Source organism: Lysobacter sp. ISL-50 (assembly GCF_018612875.1).
GTDB lineage: Bacteria > Pseudomonadota > Gammaproteobacteria > Xanthomonadales > Xanthomonadaceae > Lysobacter.
The window spans coordinates 1-18,150 of the sequence record NZ_JAGGRI010000035.1; the positions used below are offsets into that span (position 1 = coordinate 1).

An 18,150-nucleotide genomic window follows, 5' to 3' on the forward strand; every position below is an offset into this window, starting at 1 on the left:
TGTCGCGCTTATTGATCTTGCGGGACGTCAGGGCCTTGGTGGCGTTGGCCATAACGCCACCAAAGAAAAAACGCTAAAAGCAGGATCAAACGCCTAAAGCTTCCGCCATGGAGCGGCGGGTCACTTTCTTTGTCCAAAGCCACAAAGAAAGTAACCAAAGAAAAGGCTTTAGCTGTTTCGAGTCAAAAGCCACGAGTGGGTAGCCGACGCAGGCAGGTCCCACATTGGGCATCCTGCCCAAGGTGGCACCCGGCGCACGTCCATGTGCGCCGCCCTTCGGGTGTCCCTGGTCTCGCGAGTAACAAGCCGCGCCCAACAACGGCAACAACAAAGCCGAAGCACAGCAAAGTCGAGACAAAGCAAAATCTCGGCAACAGCAACTGCAACCCCGGAGTCGGCGGCACGAAAGGCCGGACAGCACATAGCCGCCACAACGAGACCAACCTCGAAGCAACGGATCACCAGCATTGGTTCAAACAGAAATGCCGCCAGCAAAACCCGACCGCCAAAGCGGCCGTCGCCGCCACGGCAACGCCATCAAGAAAAGCGCAAGATCAACCGAAGCCCAGCGAAAGATCAGCTGGCGATATACCGCTGCAACTGATCCAACTCCACCCGCTGGTCCTCGATCACCGCCTTGACCAGATCGCCGATCGACACCACACCGACCACCTCCCCGCCCTCCACCACCGGCAGATGACGGATGCGCTTGTCGGTCACGATCTGCATGCAGCGCTCGGCGCTGTCGTTCAGATTCACGCTGACCACTTGCGCGGTCATGATGTCGCGTACCGGCGTATCGGCGGACGATCGTCCCTGCAGCACGATCTTGCGCGCGTAATCGCGCTCGGACAGGATGCCGGCCAGCCGTGCGCCCTCCATCACCAGAACCGCGCCGATGCGTTTTTCGGCCATCAGCCGGATCGCGTCGATCACCGGCGCATCGGGGCCGATCGCGAATACCTCAGCGGTTTTCGCTTCCAACAGTTGCCTTACTGTGCGCACGGCCATCTCCTTCCGCGAGCGGGGGGAACCGGTTCTGGGCCGAGGATACTCCTGCCGCGGGCTGCCAGGTGTCGACAAGATATAAAGGCCGCTGCTTGGATTCCTCGTACAGCCGGCCCAGGTATTCGCCGATCAGGCCCAGCGCGATCAACTGCACGCCGCCCAGGAACAGGATCACCGCCATCATCGTCGGCCAGCCCTGCACCGGGTCGCCGAACAGCAGCGCCTTGAACACCACCTTGGCGCTGAAGGCGAACGCCACCAGTGCGGTCGCCAGCCCCAGGTACGTCGCCAGCCGCAGCGGCGCGGTGGAGAAACTGGTGATGCCTTCCAGCGCCAGATTCCACAGCCGCCACAGATTGAATTTGCTGTTGCCGGCCACCCGCGGCTCGCGGTGATACGGCAAGGCCACGCGGTTGTAGCCGACCCAGCCGAACAGGCCCTTCATGAAACGGTGACGTTCGCGCAGCTGACGCAAGGCATCCAGCGCGCGCGGCGACAGCAGGCGGAAATCGCCGGTATCGGCTGGGATCGGCGTGCGCGAGAGGCGGCCGATCACCCGGTAGAACGCGTGCGCGGTGCTGCGCTTGAGCCAGTTCTCGCCCTCGCGTTCCAGGCGCGTGCCGTAGACGTCGTCGAAGCCTTCGCGCCAGCGCGCGACGAACTGCGGAATCAGCTCGGGCGGGTCCTGGCCGTCGGCGTCCAGGATCAACGCCGCGCCGGTGTCGATCCGGTCCAGTCCCGCGGTCAGCGCGGCCTCCTTGCCGAAATTGCGCGACAGCCGCAACAGCCCCACGCGCGGGTCTTGCGCGGCGAAGGATTGCAGGATCGCCCAGGTGCCGTCGCGGCTGCCGTCGTCCACGTAGAGCACCCGGCCTTCGACATCGTCGGCGGCGAGCGCGTCCAGCGCCGCGGCGATGCGCGGCTGCAGCAGGGGCAGGCTCTGCGCTTCGTCGAAGGCGGCCAGGACGACGGTGACGCGATCGCGGGTCATGGGATCAATAGTAACGGCGTGATGTGGTGGCTGGGTGTGGAGGGGGTCGGTGCGGCGGTCGCTGTGGCGGACGTCGGTTGGGATCCGACGATGTTCGTTGCCCGCGAACGGCAAGACACGTCGGGGTGTCTTGGGCCTAGGCACCCAACAGTCGTCATTCCCGCGAACGCGGGCTCCGCTTTACTTACGGCGGAGCCGAACAGCCAGCGACTTCAAACGTTCTCGCACGAAAAGCCCTGGATCTCCGCCTTCGCGGGGATGACGGTCTGGCTGTGTCTTGCACGAAAGTCACTGGATTCCCGCGTTCGCGGGAATGACGGGCTTTGGGAGTCCCCGTCGCTATCCACGAACGCCGGTTTTTCTAAAGCGCGGGCCGCGACGCCGACCTCTCCCGACTCCCGACTCCCGACTCCCGATTCCCGATTCCCGATTCCCGATTCCCGATTCCCGATTCCCGATTCCCGACTCCCGACTCCCGATTCCCGATTCCCCAATCACTCAATCTGCTTCAAATACCCATCCCCGCCGATAAACCGCATCTGCCGCTGGATCGCCCCGGCGCGCCGCTGCACATACGCGCCCGGCTTGGCGATGCTGTAGCGCTTGGGATTGGGCAGCACCGCGGCCATGCGCGCGGCTTCGGCCGCGCCGAGCCGGCTGGCGTCCTTGCGGTAGTAGGTCCGCGCCGCGGCCTGGGCGCCGTACACGCCGTCGCCGAATTCGGCGATGTTGGCGTAGACCTCGATGATCCGGCTCTTGGGCCACATCGCCTCGATCAGCACCGTGTACCAGGCCTCGATGCCCTTGCGCACCCAACTGCGTCCGCTCCACAGAAACAGGTTCTTCGCGGTCTGCTGGCTGATCGTGCTGCCGCCGCGCACCTTGCGGCCGCGCTCGTTGTTCTTGCGCGCCTTCTCGATCGCCTTGAGGTCGAAACCGAAATGCTCCGCGAAGTTCTGGTCTTCCGAAGCCACCAGCGCCACCGGCACGTTGGGCGAGATCTCGTCCAGATCGCGCCAGTCGTGGGCCACGCGGAAATCGAAATCGCCCGAACCCCAGGCCTCCAGCTGGCGGATCAGCATGAACGCCGAGAACGGCGGATCGATGAAACGCAGGGTCGCGACCTGCAGGATCGAGGCCAGCGCGAACAGGAACGGCAGGGCCAGCAGCCAGCGGAACCAGCGCCGCAGCCGGCGCGGACGCGGCGCGGCTTCCGCCCGCGGCGGCATGGCCGGCGCGGATACGCGATCGCTCAAGCCTTGCACCCCAGCGCCCCCGTCCCCACTCTTGCCGCAAGGCGGATTGCCCGTGTCGGCGAACCAAGCTCCGATACCCACCGCATTGCCTCAACCTCCCCCTTCACAAGAACTTGCGCATTATCCGCGAAGCCGCGACCGCCGCGTTCGCCGACCCGTGATTTGCGCGCCGTAACCGCAGAGTACGACGATGACCGATACCGCTTCGCCCCAGGCCGCCGCGCCCGACGACCACGACCGCCTGACCCGTTTCATGATCGAAACCGCCGGCGTGCGCGGCGTGCGCGTGCACCTGCACGACACCTGGCGGCAGATCCGCGAACGCGCCGAGTATCCGGCCGCGGCCGCGGAAATGCTCGGCGAAGCCGCCGCGGCCGCGGCTTTGTTCACCGGCCACGCCAAGGTCGATGGCCGTTTGTCGGTGCAATTGCGCGGCGAAGGCGCGCTGCGCACCTTGTTCGCCGAATGCACGGCGGCCGGCACCTTGCGCGGCATCGTCCAATTGGCCGAGGACGGCGGCGAGGTCTCGCGCGACCTGCGCGAGCTGGGCCCGCAGGCGGTATTGGCCATCACCATCGAGAACCCGGCCTTGAACGGCCGCGATCCGGTCCGCTACCAGGGCCTGGTGTCGCTGGAGTCAGACACCCTGGCCGGCGCCTTCGAGGACTATTTCCGCCAGTCCGAGCAATTGCCGACCCGCCTGCTGCTGGCCGCCGACGACCGCCACGCCGCCGGCCTGATGCTGCAGAAGCTGCCCGGCGACGAGGGCGACGACGACGGCTGGGCCCGGGTCGGCGCCCTGTTCGACACCTTGAACACCCGCGAATTGCTGGAGCTGCCGACCGGCACCCTGCTGACCCGGCTGTTCCACGAGGACGGGGTGCAACTGCTGGGCGGCAAGCCGCTGGGCTTCGCCTGCTCGTGCTCGCGCGAGCGGGTCGAGGCCATGCTGGTCTCGCTCGGCCGTGAGGAGGCCGATGCCGCCGCCGCCGACGGCCAGGCCCATATCCGATGCGAGTTCTGCGGCCAGAGCTATCGTTTCGATCGCAACCAAATTGCCGGCCTGTTCGCGGCCGCGGCCGCGGAAATCCAGGCCCCGCAGCGAGTACAGTGAGGTTGCCGACGGTCGGCCGAAGACGGTTCTGGGACCGTTTTCAGATTGTTAAATAAACATAAACCGGCTATAGTCGGGTCGAAGAAATGGGGAACTCGGCCGGTTTCATCCGGTCTTAACCACGGTCCGCGCTTAACACTATTTCAATGCTCAAGCACCTGCGCCAGTTGCCGCTTGTCCTGACGCTCGCCCTAGGCGTGGCGGCGGGTGCGCACGCGCAAGCCAAGCACGACACCACCTATTTGCCGGTGTGGAACCAGAACAACGGCAAGCTGGAATACCTGTTGCAGCTCGAGCCGACCGACAAAGCCGCCGGCGCGCGCTGGAAATCCGGCGCCAACACCTTCGATGCCACGTTGGGCCTGGATTCCGGCGATGGCCTGGGCCTGGTCTGCGATCGCAAGACCGGCCTGGCCGGCGCGATCGGCAACCTCGCCAATCACTGCATGCTGGCCGCGCTCGACGAAGACGACGGCCACGACGACAGCCGTCAGCTCAGCGCCGGCGTCAGCCTCAGCCGTCCCGGCGGCAAGGTCGGCGTGTCCATCGGTTCCGGCCGCGACAGCCTGCCCGGCTGGCTCAGCCCGAACAACCGCGCCAGCCGCGTCGATCAGAACACCCTCACCGTTTACGGCCAGAAGAATATCGGCCGCGAAGCGATGGTCTCCATCGGCGGCACCTGGGCCCGCGCCAAGCTGATCCCGGCCGGCGAAATGCCCGGCCTGGCCGATCGCTGGAGCAGCAAGAGCATCACCATCGGCGCCGGTTACGGCAATTTCGGCGCCAATATCATCGGCCGCGTGGTCGATACGCCCGGGCAGCCCGGCCAGTGGGAAGGCCTCGGCGTCGGCTTGACCTGGCGCACGCCGTGGAGCGGCCAGCTCACCGTCGGCGCCGAAAACGTGGTCACCCGCGGCAAGAATCCATTCGCGCCGGGCAACGGCGAAAAGGACGAGGGCACCGTGCCTTACGTCCGTTACGAACAGGATCTTTGATCCCCGCGTCGGACCCTGCTTCGGCGAATCTTGCGTCTGTCCGGACTCGGCCCTGAGTCCGTAATCCGCATAAATGCCTCGCCGCACCGGCGGAAAGTTCAAGGGCGCCCGCCCTGCGCGCACGTCACTGGCGTGAGCTTCGATCTCGTCGCGAAGTCTTGAGTCCAGTCCCGGTCTCGCTGCCTGTCATCCCCGCCAATAGCCTGTCCGCACCTGGGCACGGCTAACGAATCGGCTTGCCCCGATCAAGCATTTCGATGCCCTGATCAAGGCCGCTGCATCGACCCTGCCGCGCAATGTCGCACTCGAATTCGCATGCGTATCGCCCGGTTTGCGCACCGCGCAGCGCACTCGACCGCGGACAGCAGAAATTGTGTGTTTTTGTACGTAGGTGCTGGCACGGCAGGCTGCCGCCTGCATTTGCGGCTATGGCCGGTCGCCGGCATCCACGGCCAGGCCAGCGACACCGATAAATGAACAGGGGATTTCCTGCGGATTCCGCCGCACCCTCCACCGACGCCACACAAAAATACGCAAAAGTACGGTCTTCGCGGGCGGGAGCCGGTACTGCCCCCACGTCACAAACCGACACTTAACGACACTTTAATTTTTGAGGACTCACGGTTAGCATCGGCAAACCTTGCTGGTCTTGGCGTCTTATTTGACACCTCCGGCCGGGCTACACGGGTACATCAGACCGATTTTCGGAGAGAGAGAATGACTTTCAAGACCACCCAGCTCCGCGACGCGATCACCTTCGCGCTCGCAGTGAGCTCGACGGCCCTCGCCGGCGCCGCCGTAGCGCAGGAAGCGAACGCCCCCGCCACCAAGGAAGCGACCACGCTCGACCGCATCGAGGTGACCGGTTCGCGTATCCGTCAGGTCGATCTGGAAACCGCTCAGCCGGTACTGTCGATCACGCGCGCGGACATCGAGAAGCAGGGCTTCCAGTCCGTCGCCGACATCCTGCAGAACATCTCCGCCACCGGCGCTCCGACCATCAGCCGCGCACAGCCGCTGCTGGCCGGCGAAAACGTCGGCGGCCAGTTCATCAGCATGCGTAACCTGGGCGCCACGCGCACCCTGATCCTGGTCAACGGCAAGCGCCTGGGCATCAGCACCAGCGGCCTGCAGGACATTTCGCTGATCCCGACCTCCGCGGTCGAGCGCATCGAAGTGCTGAAGGACGGCGCCTCGTCGATCTACGGCTCCGACGCCATCGCCGGCGTGGTCAACATCATCACCCGCACCAATTTCGAAGGCGCTTCGGCCAATGCCTACTTCGGCCAGTACAGCCAGGGCGACGGCGCGACCACTCGTGCCGACTTCGTGCTCGGCTTCACCGGCGATCGCGGCTCGCTGACCGCCGCCGTCGAATACCGCAAGGAAGACGAAGTCTTCGCGCGCGACCGCGAGTTCGGCGCGTATCCGCAGGGCCCGATGCATCCCGACCGCGGCTGGACCACGGTCAGCCAGTGGGGCGTGCTGAATCTGCCGACCGCCGCCGGCGGCAACCGCGTGCTCAACGCCGACGGCAACTGGCGCCTGCTCTCGAACTATCACGCGCAGAACGCCGACACCGGCGGCACCGCGGCCAACACCGCCGGCTCGACCGTCGACAAGAGCAACACCAACCTGCAGACGCACCTGCGTACGCCGCTGGAAAGCCGTTCGCTGTTCGTCAACGGCGTGTTCGACATCACCGACAAGGTCCGCTTCCGCAGCGACATGCTGTATTCGTCGCGCGATGCCGAGCGTCAGGTCGCCGGCTATCCGTTCCAGAGCGGCTCGGCCGGCCCGGTTCCGGGCGGCTTCAAGATGTCGAAGGACAGCTACTACAACCCGGTCGGCACCCTGTGGGGCCCCGCCAACGGCCAGACCGCGCAGGACATCAACTTCTGGCGCCGTACCTGGGAAGTGCCGCGCGTCGATAAGTCCACCTCGACCACCTGGCGCTTCTCGGCCGGCCTCGACGGCAGCTTCGACATCGGCGAGCGCAGCTTCGACTGGGACGTGGGTTACCTGTTCAACAACAACAAGGTCACGCAGGAAAACTACGGCAACCTGAACATCGAGCGCACCAAGCAAGCGGTGGGCCCGTCGTTCCTCAATGCCAACGGTGTGGTCCAGTGCGGCAGCGCCGCCAACCCGATCCCGTTGACCCAGTGCACCCCGTGGAATCCGTACATCCCGTTCGGCCGCGTGGGCGACGGCGGCTTGACCGGCAACAAGGCGCTGCAGGATTTCCTGTTCCAGCGCCTGAACTCCAGCGGCGAAACCAAGACCAACGTCTACAGCGCCAACCTGTCGGGCTCGTTGTTCGCCCTGCCAGGCGGCGACCTGGGTTTCGCGGTCGGCTATGAACACCGCAAGGAAGAAGGTCGCTTCATTCCCGACGCTCAGGCGGTTACGGGCAACTCGACCACCCTCGCCGGCGGCCCGACCAGCGGTAGCTATTCGGTCGATGAGTTCTTCGTCGAACTCGCTATCCCGGTGTTGGCCGATCTGCCGGGCGCCAAGGAGCTGAGCTTCTCGGTCGCCAGCCGTTATTCGGACTACAGCACCTTCGGCGACACGGTCAACAACAAGTTCGGCTTCAAGTGGAAGCCGATCGACTCGTTGCTGTTCCGCGGCACCTACGCCGACGGCTTCCGCGCTCCGACCATCAACGACCTGTACGGCGGCGGCTCGCAGACCTTCGCGTCCTTCACCGATCCTTGCGACACGGTGTTCGGCGCGGCCAAGGGCAACCCGACGATTCAAGCCGCTTGCGGCGCGCGCGGCGTGCCGAATCCGGCGACGTTCCGTCAGCTGCAGCAGGGCTTCGTGCCCTCGACCACGGCCAGCCCGCAGACGCCGGTGGCGTTCTTCTCCGGTTCCAACGCGAACCTGATTCCGGAAACCTCCAAGTCCAAGACCCTGGGCGTGGTGTGGAGCCCGGAATTCGTCGAAGGCCTGAACGTCAGCCTCGACTGGTGGAAGGTCAAGATCGAAGACACCATCGTGGGCGACTCGCCGACGCAGATGCTCGACGACTGCTATGTGCGTAACGACGCCAGCCGCTGCACCGCCTTCACCCGCGATCCGGTGCTGGGCTATGTCAACAGCCTGACCTTCACCAGCATCAATGCCGGTTATCGTGAAGCCGAAGGCTACGACCTCGAGTTGAACTACCGCCTGCCCACCAGCATCGGTAACTTCAACCTCAACTGGCAGACGACCTACACCGTCGGCGACGAGATCAAGACCGACACCAACCCGAACGGCAAGCCGATCCAGTTGGTCGGTTACGCGGTCAACCAGAGCAACCTGGGTACCTTCCGCGTGCGTTCGAATGCCAGCCTGAGCTGGGAGAAGGGGCCGCTGAGCGCAACCTGGGGCGCGCGTTACTACTCGTCGCAGAAGGAAGCCTGCCTGTCGGCGGCGCTGTTCCCGAGCGAGTGCGACAATCCGACCCACCGTGCTCCGGATACCGGCGGCTCGGTTCGCGCGCTCAACAAGCTGGGCTCGAACACCTTCCACGACCTCGAGTTCCGCGTCGCCACCCCGTGGAATGCCACCGTGGCGATCGGCGCAAACAACGTGTTCGATCACCTCGGCCCGACCCTATACAGCGCACCGAGTTCGAGCACGGCCTATTCGGGCCAGTTCGACATCGGTCGCTTCGTGTACATGAAGTACCAGCAGCGCTTCTAAGCATTTCTGCTGCACCGCAACACAAACACGGCTCCCTCGGGGGCCGTGTTTTTTTATGTCTGCGCGACCCCAGTCGCATGCCGTCATGCGACTTCAATCAGGCTTTAACAACACTTTAATTATTCCTCCAAGCCGTCTACTATCGGGCCGGCTTTGCCAATTTAGGCCTTCAGTTATGCGCCGTTTGGCCAGCCCCTTTGCATGGGACCCGTTCGTTCAGGACAGACTTGGAGAGAGAGATGACCCTGAAGACCACCAAATTGCGCGACGCGATCGTCTTCGCGTTGTGCGTGGGCGCGACCAGCCTTGCCGGTACCGGCTTGGCCTCGGCCCAGGACGCTGCGGCACCCGCCGCGCCGGCCGCTGAAGACGCCACCACCCTGGATCGCATCCAGGTCACTGGCTCACGCATTTCCATCCCCGGTCTGACCACCAACAGCCCAGTGATGACGGTCAGCCAAGAAGAAATCGCCCGCAACCAGCCGGTAACCGCGGAAGACTTCCTCAAGATCGTACCGGGCGCCGTCCCGTCGATCGGCCCCGGCACCAACAACGGCGCCAACGGCGGCGCAACGATCAATCTGCGCGGCCTGGGCGATAACCGCACCGTCGTGCTGATGGACGGCCGCCGCGTCGTTCCGTTCAACCTGTTCGGCGTGGTCGATACCAACGTCATCCCGGTCGCGCTGATCGACAGCGTGGACCTGGTCACCGGCGGCGCATCCGCGGTGTACGGCGCCGACGCCGTCGCCGGCGTGGTCAACTTCGTGCTGAAGCGCAACTTCGAAGGCATCGAAGTCAACTCCAGCTACGGCCAGTCCAGCAAGCAGGACGGCGACCGCCGCAACACCACCGTCACCATGGGCATGAACCTGGACGAGGGTCGCGGCAACTTCGTGATCAGCCTGGGCAAGACCGACAACGATCCGCTGTTGCAGGGTTCGCGCGGCTTCTCCGAGTTCAACCTCGACTCGACCAATGGCGAAGCCGGCGGTTCGGGCACCTCGATTCCGACCCGAGTCGGCGGTGGCCTGGGCCAGATCAATCCGGCCACCGGCCGTTTCGACGGCATCGTTACGCCGTTCAACTACAACCCATACAACTTCAACCAGACCGCGCTGGATCGCTGGCAGGCCACCGCGCTGGGCCGTTACGAGATCAACAAGCACGCTGAGGCCTATACCCAGCTGCTGTACACGCGCTCCAACGTGTTCTCGCAGATCGCTCCGGGTGGCCTGTTCGGCGGCCGTTTCGATCTGGGCATCGGCAACCCGCTGATCCCCAACGCCGCCCGTCAGCAGATGTGCACCGCGTTCAACGTGGCCGCAGCCGACTGCGTCGCCGGCAGCCCGACCACCATCAACACCACGCTCAACCGCCGCACCACCGAGTTGGGCACCCGCTCCACCGACTTCCAGAACAAGGTCTTCCAGGCCACTGTGGGTGTGCGCGGCGACATCAACGACAACTGGCGCTACGACGCGTACTGGTCGCACGGTGAAGCCGATCAGCTGACCGTCTCGGCCGGCTTCCTGTCCAAGGCCCGCACCCAGCAGGCGCTGCTGTCCACCGACGGCGTCAACTGCGTTGATCCGAGCAATGGCTGTATCCCGCTGAACCTGTGGGGTCCGGAAGGCTCGATCAGCAAGGACTCGAAGAAGTTCCTCGAAGTGCTGACCTTCGCCACCCAGCGCGTCGAACAGGAAGTGTGGTCGGGTTCGATCGACGGCGACCTGGGCGACAACTTCAAGAGCCCGTGGGCCGATTACCCGATCGGTCTGGCGTTCGGTTTGGAAGGCCGCAAGGTCGATGCGCGCAATCAGGCCGATGCCGCTTCGCGCGATCCGGAAGAAGTGCAGGGCTCCGGCGGCGCCAACCCGGACGTGGAAGGCAACTTCACGCTGCGTGAGGCTTATGTCGAAACCATCGTTCCGCTGATCAGCGGCAAGACCGGCGCGCAGTCGTTGAACTTCGAAGCCGGCTACCGCCACAGCGAGTTCAAGTCGGGCCAGACCGACGTCGATTACGGCAGCTACAAGTACGGCCTGGAATGGGCCCCGATCGAATCGCTGCGCTTCCGCGGCATGTTCCAGCGCGCGACCCGCGCCCCGAACGTCAACGAGCTGTTCCAGCCGGTGGTCACCGGTCTGGACAACACCGCGGTCGATCCCTGCGAACCCGGTCAGTTGGCGCTGAACGGCGGCGTGACCGGCCAGGTCGCGGCGTTGTGCGTCGCCACCGGCGTGCCGCAGGCGATTTTGGACCAGTTCGGCGGCGTCGACGGTCCGAGCGCTGGCCAGGCCAACGCGTTCGTCGGCGGCAATCCGATCCTGGGCCCGGAAAAGGCCGACACCCAGACCCTGGGTCTGGTCTGGCAGCCGCTGGAAGATCTGTCGATCACCCTGGACTACTGGAAAATCGACATCAAGGACGCGATCACCCGTCCGGTGCTCGGCGATGCGCTGTTCGGCTGTTACGACAGGCAGTTCAACCCGACCCTCAGCGTCAACAACCCGATGTGCCAGCTGATGATCGGCGCTCGCGAAGCCGGCGACGGTTCGCTCAACGGCGAAGCGCGCGGCCCGTTCCTGGATCGCTCGAACAAGGGCCGCATCACCACCAGCGGCTGGGATCTGGGCGTTCGCTACGGCATCCCGCTGGCCAACGAGTGGGGCCGCCTGGACTTCTCGCTGGATCTGACCAAGACCGACGAGTACGACTACCAGGGTGACCCGCTGGTGCCGAAGCACGACTGCGTCGGCGTCTACGGCGTCTCGTGCAACGTCATCGCCGGCATCGTGTACGACTACAAGTCGAACTTCCGCGCGGTGTGGTCGATCAAGGACTTCGAGCTGGGCTTCAACTGGCGCCACCTGAGCGCGGTCGACGTCGAGCCGGGCCCGATCGAGTGGTTCCCGGACTACACCTCGATCGACGCCTACGACTACTTCGATCTGACCCTGGCCTACGAGCTGCCGTGGAATGCGCGCATCAACTTCACCGTGAACAACGTCGCCGACAAGAAGCCGCCGGTCGTGGGCAGCAACATCGGCAGCACCGGCTTCAACAGCGGCAACACGTTCCCGCAGTACTACGACACCCTGGGTCGCTACTACACCATGGGCATCACGATGCGCTTCTGATAAGAAACACGTAATCCGAGTCATTAAAGGCGGGCTTCGGCCCGCCTTTTTTTGTCTGCGGTTTGGTTGGGCGACGACCGCGGATTTCGAAAGCGGCGGGCATGGCTTCGGGCGAGAGGGGCCTCGCCGTGCGCGTGCTGCTCGTTGATCGCCGGGCCTGACGGCGACGTTAACCTCAGCGGTTCGCCAGAAAATCCCGGTGCGCGCTCATCATCGCGTTAACCATCTCGCGCTCGGCCAGCGACAACAGCGGGTTCCACACGTCGAAGATCAGCACCACGCGCAATTCGTCGCTGTCGTTGCGCGCCTCGTGTTCGATCGAATCGTCGAAGATCAGCACTTCGCCGACCGTCCATTCGCGCCGTTCGAAGCCGACCCGGTAGGTGCACTTCTCCGGCACGATCAGCGGCAGGTGCACGACCAGGCGCGCATTGGTCTCGCCGTGATGCGGCGGGATGTGCGTATGCGGCGCCAGCGCGGAGAACATCGCGTTCGGGCAGACGTCGGCGATCGCCGCCATCTCCACCGCCTCCAGCGCCGCGCGCGTGTTCGGGCAATGCGCCAGATGCTCGGGCACGGGCTGGGAATAACTCCACAGCTTGTAGGTGCTCCAGCGCCGCGAATGATTGAGCTCGCGCCACTGGTTGACCGGATCGCCGGGCTGGTACTCGATATACGGGGTGAACTCGGCCTGCTCGTTGCGCAGCACCTCGCGCATTTCGCGCTGGATATCAAAGGTGCGGCTTTCCAGCTCCGGCACCCAGGCGAACTGGCTGCGGTCGAAGAACGGAATCGCCGGCAAGCGCGGCACGCACAGCTGATTGCAATCGGCGTGATACGGCTTGCTGCGGCCGACCATGATCGACGCCGCTTCGTCCCAGCGACCCATCGCGCCGGCTTCCAGCGCCGCGCGCGGCCCGCCGACGCGATGGGCCAGGAACTCGGTGAACTCGTCGCGATACTGATCGACCTTGGCCTGGGCGTGGATCAACTGCTGCTTGAGCATGTCCGGCCACTGCGGCGGCGGCGGCGCGACGGTCAAGGCGTTGCGATAGGCCTGCGCGGCCGCGCGCGCGTGGCCCTGGCGTTCCAGGTACGCGGCCTTGGCCAACAGGCCGGGAAGGAAATAAGCGTCGATCGCGAGCGCAGCGCCGATCGCCTGCCATTCGCCGTCGCTGTTGCCGCGTTCGCGCTGGACCATGCCGATCGACAGCAGAATCATCGGGTCGTCGGGCGCGGCGTTGTGCGCGGCCTGCAGCAGTTCAACCGCGCCGCCGGTATCGCCTCGCTGCAGCGCGTGGATGCCCAGGCTGTACAGCGCTTGCGGGTGCTGCGGCGCGATCGCGCGGACCTGCATCCACAGGCGCTCGGCCTCTTGCCAGCGGCCCGCGCGCGAGGCCAGGCCGGCGGCCTGGACCAGTTGGTTGATCTGTTCGTTCAAGCCCCGTCTCCGGCCCTGCGGCGACCTGCCGGCGCGGCCGGCGATGGCTGGAAGCATACGGTCGCGCTTGCGCGCTGACCACGTCCGCGATTGCCTCTGACACGTCGCGACGGGTGTCTCGACGCGCTTACCTCATCCGAGGCGACGCCGCCGATACCCGGCGACCGCAGCGCCGCTCAGCCCCGCCTCGCGGCGCCGGCCGGCTTATTCGAATTCCAGCGACGCGTCGCCGGAGAAGGTCTCGATCTTGATCTTGCCGCTGCCGCTGCCGTAGCGATGCTCGAAGCTCGAACCCGGGCCGTGCTTGGGCCGCTGGACTTCCACGTCCGGCGCGCTCAGATCGCCGCTGAAGCTCTGCCCGCGCACCACCGCCGACAAGCCGCGCGGCATCGACAGGATCACATCGCCGCTGACGGTTTCCAGCGAGATCTCGCCGCTGTCGGCCAGCGCCGCGGAGATGCGCAGATCGCCGGAGACCGAATTGCCCGAGATCTTGCTCAAGCGCGACTCGTGGGCGGCCATCTCCACCTTGCCCGACACGGTTTCCAGATGCGCCTCGCCGTTGAGGCGGCCGCGCAGGTCGAGATCGCCGCTGACGGTCTGCGCGGAAATCTTGCGGGTGTTGAGGGTCAGGTGCAGGTCGCCGCTGACGCTCTCGATTTCCGCCGAGCGCGGCGCGCCGGCCACGGTCACATCGCCGCTGACGCTGTCGATCTGAAGCTCGCGCGAGGCCACGCCGGTGACATCGACGCTGGCAGACACCGCGTCGATATCCAGCGCGGCCTGCAGCGGGACGGTCACGATCAGGTCGGTCGGCTCGCTCTTGTCGCCGCCGACCAGAAAGCCCATGCCGCTGCCGCGGTTGGGATAACGGACCTTGATCGACAACTGCTGGCGGTCGCCTTCGATGTCGAGTTTTTCCACACCCTCGCCGAGCGAGCCTTCGATCTTGACCTCGGGGCGATCCCACACCCGGACCTGGATCAGGCCCTTGACGTTGTCGATCTCGACGCTGCCCAGCGGGTCCAGCGGGCGGGTCTGGTTGATCGGGGTGCCGGCGAATGCGGGCAACGCGGCGCCCAGGGCGACGGCGAGCAGGCCGATCGCGGGCAGGCGGCGGAGAACGCGGCTACGTGTGCTGTGGCGGACGGTTGTCATGGGGCGTTCTCCTTGGATCAGGTGTAAGCCACGCGCTGAGCCAGCGCGAGGCGTCGTGCGTAGGTGCGGCGCAGTTGCTCCAACAGCAGCCGCGAATCGGGGTCGTGCGCCAGCGCGTCGAGGATCAGCGCGGCGTTGCGGTCGAGTTCGTCGAACGCCGGCTTGAGCGCGACCGCCTGCTGGGTCGCCGGCGCGATTTCGCGCATCGCCGCCTGGTACTGGCGGGTCATGCCGTCGGCTTCGCGCTGCATCAAGGTGGCCGGGGCGGCGCCGTCGACCGTCGCCACCGCGCCCTGGGCCGGATCGGCCGGGGTATGCGGAGCGCGGAACTGGCTGCCGATGCCGATCGCCAATGCGGCGACGCTGGCCGCCAGCGCGAGCGGCGCCATCCAGCGATGGCGCGATACCTCGCGCGGCCGCATCGCGATCACCGCCGGAGTTTCCTCGCGGGGCGCGAGCGGCGCGGACGGCAGTTCCGCCGGCGGCGCCTGTTCGCCCAGGCGCGCGGCGATGCCGGACCACAGATCGCGCGACGGCGGCAGCTCGCGGCGCATCGCCCGCAACTGCCAGCGCAGCGCGTCGGGCAGTTCGCCTTCCGGGGCGCGGTCTTGGTTGAGATCGTTGTCGTTCATGCCTGTTCTCCGAGCCGGCTGCGCAGCAGGCTGCGCGCGCGGTGCAACTGTGCCTTGGAACTGCCGACCGCCATGCCGAGTTCGACCGCGATCTCTTCGTGTTTCCAGCCTTCCACGTCGTACAGCACCAGCACGGCGCGGGCGCGCGGCGGCAGGCTGGCGACGGCGCGTTCCAGATCCATCGACAGCGCGGTGACGTGCCCGGCCGAATCGGCGCTGCCGAGGGTGTCGAACACTTCTTCGTCGTTGTCTTCGAACGGACGGCTGCGGCGGCCGCGCAGTTCCATCAGCGCGGTGTTGACCGCCAGCCGGTGCAGCCAGGTGCCGAAGGCCGATTCGAAGCGGAAGTTCGGCAGCGCCTGCCAGGCGCGGACGAAGGCTTCCTGGGTCAGATCCTCGGCGCGGGCGCCGTGGTAGCCGACCAGCCGGGCGATGACGCCATGGACGCGGCTGGCGTGGCGGCGGTACAGCGCCTCGAAGGCGGCGACCCCGCCGGACGCGGCCGCGGCCACCAGGGCGCGGTCGTCATCGACTTCGGTCGCTAGTGCGGCGTCGGGCATGGAGTCGTTCACGGCGGTCAGCATACTGAGTCCGATGCGGGGTCGGGGCTCAGGGTTTAAGGGGGCTGGGATGGGAGTTGGGGCGTTGAGCGGCAGTGCCGGCGCCGGCGCGAAGGCTCTTGGACAGGCCTCGGCTTCTTGAAGCCCCTCTCCCGCTTGCGGGAGAGGGGTTGGGGTGAGGGCACGCGGTGCTGCGCCAATGACGCAGAGCATCCATCGGCGCCCGCCCTCATCCGCCCCCGCTTTCGCGGGGGCAGGCTCTATCGGCCTCCTTCTCCCGCAAACGGGAGAAGGGAACAGCGGCTGTTTAAGCCTTCAAAGCCGCCGCGATGCGCTGCTGCTCGTCATGCAGCGCCTGCGGCATGCGCGGGCCGTATTCGCGCAGGTACTCGCCGATGCTGTCGAACTCGGCGCTCCAGCCGGCATGGTCGAAGCCGAACAGCTTGGCGTGGGCCTCTTCGTTCAAGCTCACGCCGTCGAGGTTCAGGTCGCCGGCCTTGGGAAGATGGCCGATCGGCGTTTGAGTCGCGCCGGCCTCGCCCTTGACCCGGCCGATCATCCACTCGATCACCCGCAGGTTGTCGCCGAAGCCCGGCCACAGGAACTTGCCATCGTCGCCTTTGCGGAACCAGTTGACATGGAAGACCTTCGGCAGCTTCGCGCCGGCGCCGTCGAAGGACAGCCAATGCGCGAAGTAATCCGCGAAGTTGTAGCCGCAGAACGGCTTCATCGCCATCGGATCGCGGCGCATCACGCCGACCGCGCCGGTCGCGGCGGCGGTAGTTTCCGAGCCCATCGCCGCGCCGACCAGCACGCCGTGGGTCCAGTCGCGCGCTTCGAATACCAGCGGCACCAGCGAGGCGCGGCGGCCGCCGAAGACGATCGCCGAGATCGGCACGCCGGCCGGGTTTTCGGCTTGCGCCGAATAGCTCGGGCACTGCTTGGCCGACACGGTGAAGCGCGAGTTCGGATGCGCGGCCGGGCCCTTGGCCGCGTCGAAGGCGTTGCCGCGCCAATCGGTGACCGGGGTCTGGCCGTCGTCCAGGCCTTCCCACCACGGCTGGTTGTCGGCGGTGACGCCGACATTGGTGAAGATGGTGTTGGTCTGGATCGAGGCCAGCGCGTTCGGGTTCGATTGGGTCGAAGTACCCGGCGCGACGCCGAAGTAACCGGCTTCGGGATTGATCGCGTACAGGCGGCCATCGGCGCCCGGACGCATCCAGCAGATGTCGTCGCCGACGGTCCACACCTTCCAGCCGGCCTGACGATAGCCTTCCGGCGGAATCAGCATGGCCAGGTTGGTCTTGCCGCAGGCCGACGGGAACGCCGCGGCGACGTAATGGGTTTCGCCCTGCGGGTTCTCGATGCCGACGATCAGCATGTGCTCGGCCAGCCAGCCTTCGCTGCGCGCCTGATGCGAGGCGATACGCAAGGCGTGGCACTTCTTGCCGAGCAAGGCGTTGCCGCCGTAGCCCGAACCGAACGACTTGATGGTCAGCTCGTCGGGGAAATGCATGATGAAACGGCGCTCGGGATCGAGCTCGCCGATCGAATGCAGGCCGCGCACGAACTTGCCTTCGCGCTCGATGCGCTTGAGCGCCGGCGCGCCCATGCGCGTCATCACGCGCATGTTGGCGACCACGTACGGCGAGTCGGTGATTTCCACGCCGCAACGCGCCAGCGGCGAATCGATCGGGCCCATGCAATACGGGATCACGTACAGGGTGCGGCCGCGCATGCAGCCTTCGAACAGCGCGTCCATCTTGGCGTGCGCCTCGCGCGGCGCCATCCAGTGATTGTTCGGGCCGGCGTCCTCGCGTTCGCTCGTGCACACGAAGGTCAGGTGCTCCACGCGCGCGACATCGTCGGGATGCGAGCGGTGCAGATAGCTGCCCGGATGGGTTTGTTCGTTAAGAGGTTCCAGGGTGCCGTCGGCCAGCATCTGCGCGATCAGCGCCTGGTTTTCGGCATCGCTGCCGTCGCACCACTGGATCTTGTCGGGCTGCGTCAGCGCAGCCACCTGGGCCACCCACTCGTTCAATGCGGCAAGGGAACTGCCGGCGCTCCCCAGCGCCGCAGTCATGGGGGTAGCGTCTTTGGAAATGGCATTCACGGCAATGGTCTCCAGCCGGGGGACAACGGTAAGGGAACGGGTG

At 66.0% G+C, this 18,150-nt stretch carries 12 protein-coding genes; 4 read left to right on the forward strand and 8 right to left on the reverse strand.

Features of this window, described 5'->3' with window-relative positions; genetic code table 11:
- Nucleotides 1–576: 576 nt before the first annotated feature.
- The 3 genes from J7J50_RS18705 to mtgA all read right to left on the reverse strand — a co-directional run bounded on the left by J7J50_RS18705 (nt 577) and on the right by mtgA (nt 3,228).
- Nucleotides 577–1,005 carry a CBS domain-containing protein gene (locus J7J50_RS18705; protein ID WP_057945285.1) on the reverse strand — a complete coding sequence of 143 codons (429 nt, stop codon included), beginning with the start codon at nt 1,003–1,005 and terminating at the stop codon, nt 577–579.
- Entirely contained in the window at nt 965–1,999 is a 1,035-nt protein-coding gene (locus tag J7J50_RS18710; RefSeq protein ID WP_215062897.1) for a glycosyltransferase family 2 protein, read from the reverse strand. The genes J7J50_RS18705 and J7J50_RS18710 overlap by 41 nt, the downstream gene beginning before the upstream one ends.
- A 494-nt stretch (nt 2,000–2,493) precedes the next feature.
- Nucleotides 2,494–3,228 carry a monofunctional biosynthetic peptidoglycan transglycosylase gene (gene mtgA / locus J7J50_RS18715; protein ID WP_215056677.1) on the reverse strand — a complete coding sequence of 245 codons (735 nt, stop codon included), beginning with the start codon at nt 3,226–3,228 and terminating at the stop codon, nt 2,494–2,496.
- A 217-nt stretch (nt 3,229–3,445) separates the two neighbouring features.
- Here mtgA and J7J50_RS18720 point away from each other — a divergent pair, with 217 nt between their 5' ends.
- The 4 genes from J7J50_RS18720 (at nt 3,446) to J7J50_RS18735 (ending at nt 12,203) form a co-directional block, all read left to right on the forward strand.
- The gene (locus J7J50_RS18720) at nt 3,446–4,369 is read left to right on the forward strand and encodes an Hsp33 family molecular chaperone HslO (RefSeq protein ID WP_215056669.1); all 924 of its coding nucleotides are present in this window, start codon (nt 3,446–3,448) and stop codon (nt 4,367–4,369) included.
- A gap of 146 nt (nt 4,370–4,515) precedes the next feature.
- Nucleotides 4,516–5,364 (forward strand): hypothetical protein, encoded by an 849-nt coding sequence (locus J7J50_RS18725; protein WP_215056668.1) that lies wholly within the window; start codon nt 4,516–4,518, stop codon nt 5,362–5,364.
- Between the two features lie 717 nt (nt 5,365–6,081).
- Nucleotides 6,082–9,060 carry a TonB-dependent receptor gene (locus J7J50_RS18730; protein WP_215056667.1) on the forward strand — a complete coding sequence of 993 codons (2,979 nt, stop codon included), beginning with the start codon at nt 6,082–6,084 and terminating at the stop codon, nt 9,058–9,060.
- Nucleotides 9,061–9,299: 239 nt separating this feature from the next.
- Nucleotides 9,300–12,203, forward strand: a complete 2,904-nt coding sequence (locus J7J50_RS18735; RefSeq protein WP_215056666.1) for a TonB-dependent receptor — start codon at nt 9,300–9,302, stop codon at nt 12,201–12,203.
- Between the two features lie 175 nt (nt 12,204–12,378).
- Here the strand turns inward: J7J50_RS18735 and J7J50_RS18740 are convergent, their stop codons facing one another.
- From J7J50_RS18740 to J7J50_RS18760, 5 genes are all read right to left on the reverse strand, one after another.
- Nucleotides 12,379–13,644 (reverse strand): aspartyl/asparaginyl beta-hydroxylase domain-containing protein, encoded by a 1,266-nt coding sequence (locus J7J50_RS18740; protein WP_251044536.1) that lies wholly within the window; start codon nt 13,642–13,644, stop codon nt 12,379–12,381.
- 204 nt (nt 13,645–13,848) lie between these two features.
- Entirely contained in the window at nt 13,849–14,802 is a 954-nt protein-coding gene (locus J7J50_RS18745; protein ID WP_215056664.1) for a DUF4097 family beta strand repeat-containing protein, read from the reverse strand.
- A gap of 17 nt (nt 14,803–14,819) precedes the next feature.
- The gene (locus J7J50_RS18750) at nt 14,820–15,434 is read right to left on the reverse strand and encodes a hypothetical protein (RefSeq protein ID WP_215056663.1); all 615 of its coding nucleotides are present in this window, start codon (nt 15,432–15,434) and stop codon (nt 14,820–14,822) included.
- The gene (locus J7J50_RS18755; protein WP_187313183.1) at nt 15,431–15,994 is read right to left on the reverse strand and encodes a sigma-70 family RNA polymerase sigma factor; all 564 of its coding nucleotides are present in this window, start codon (nt 15,992–15,994) and stop codon (nt 15,431–15,433) included. Before J7J50_RS18755 ends, J7J50_RS18750 begins: the two co-directional genes overlap by 4 nt.
- Before the next feature lie 307 nt (nt 15,995–16,301).
- A complete protein-coding gene (locus J7J50_RS18760; protein ID WP_215056662.1) occupies nt 16,302–18,077 on the reverse strand; it encodes a phosphoenolpyruvate carboxykinase (GTP) in 1,776 nt (591 codons plus the stop codon).
- Nucleotides 18,078–18,150 lie beyond the last annotated feature (73 nt).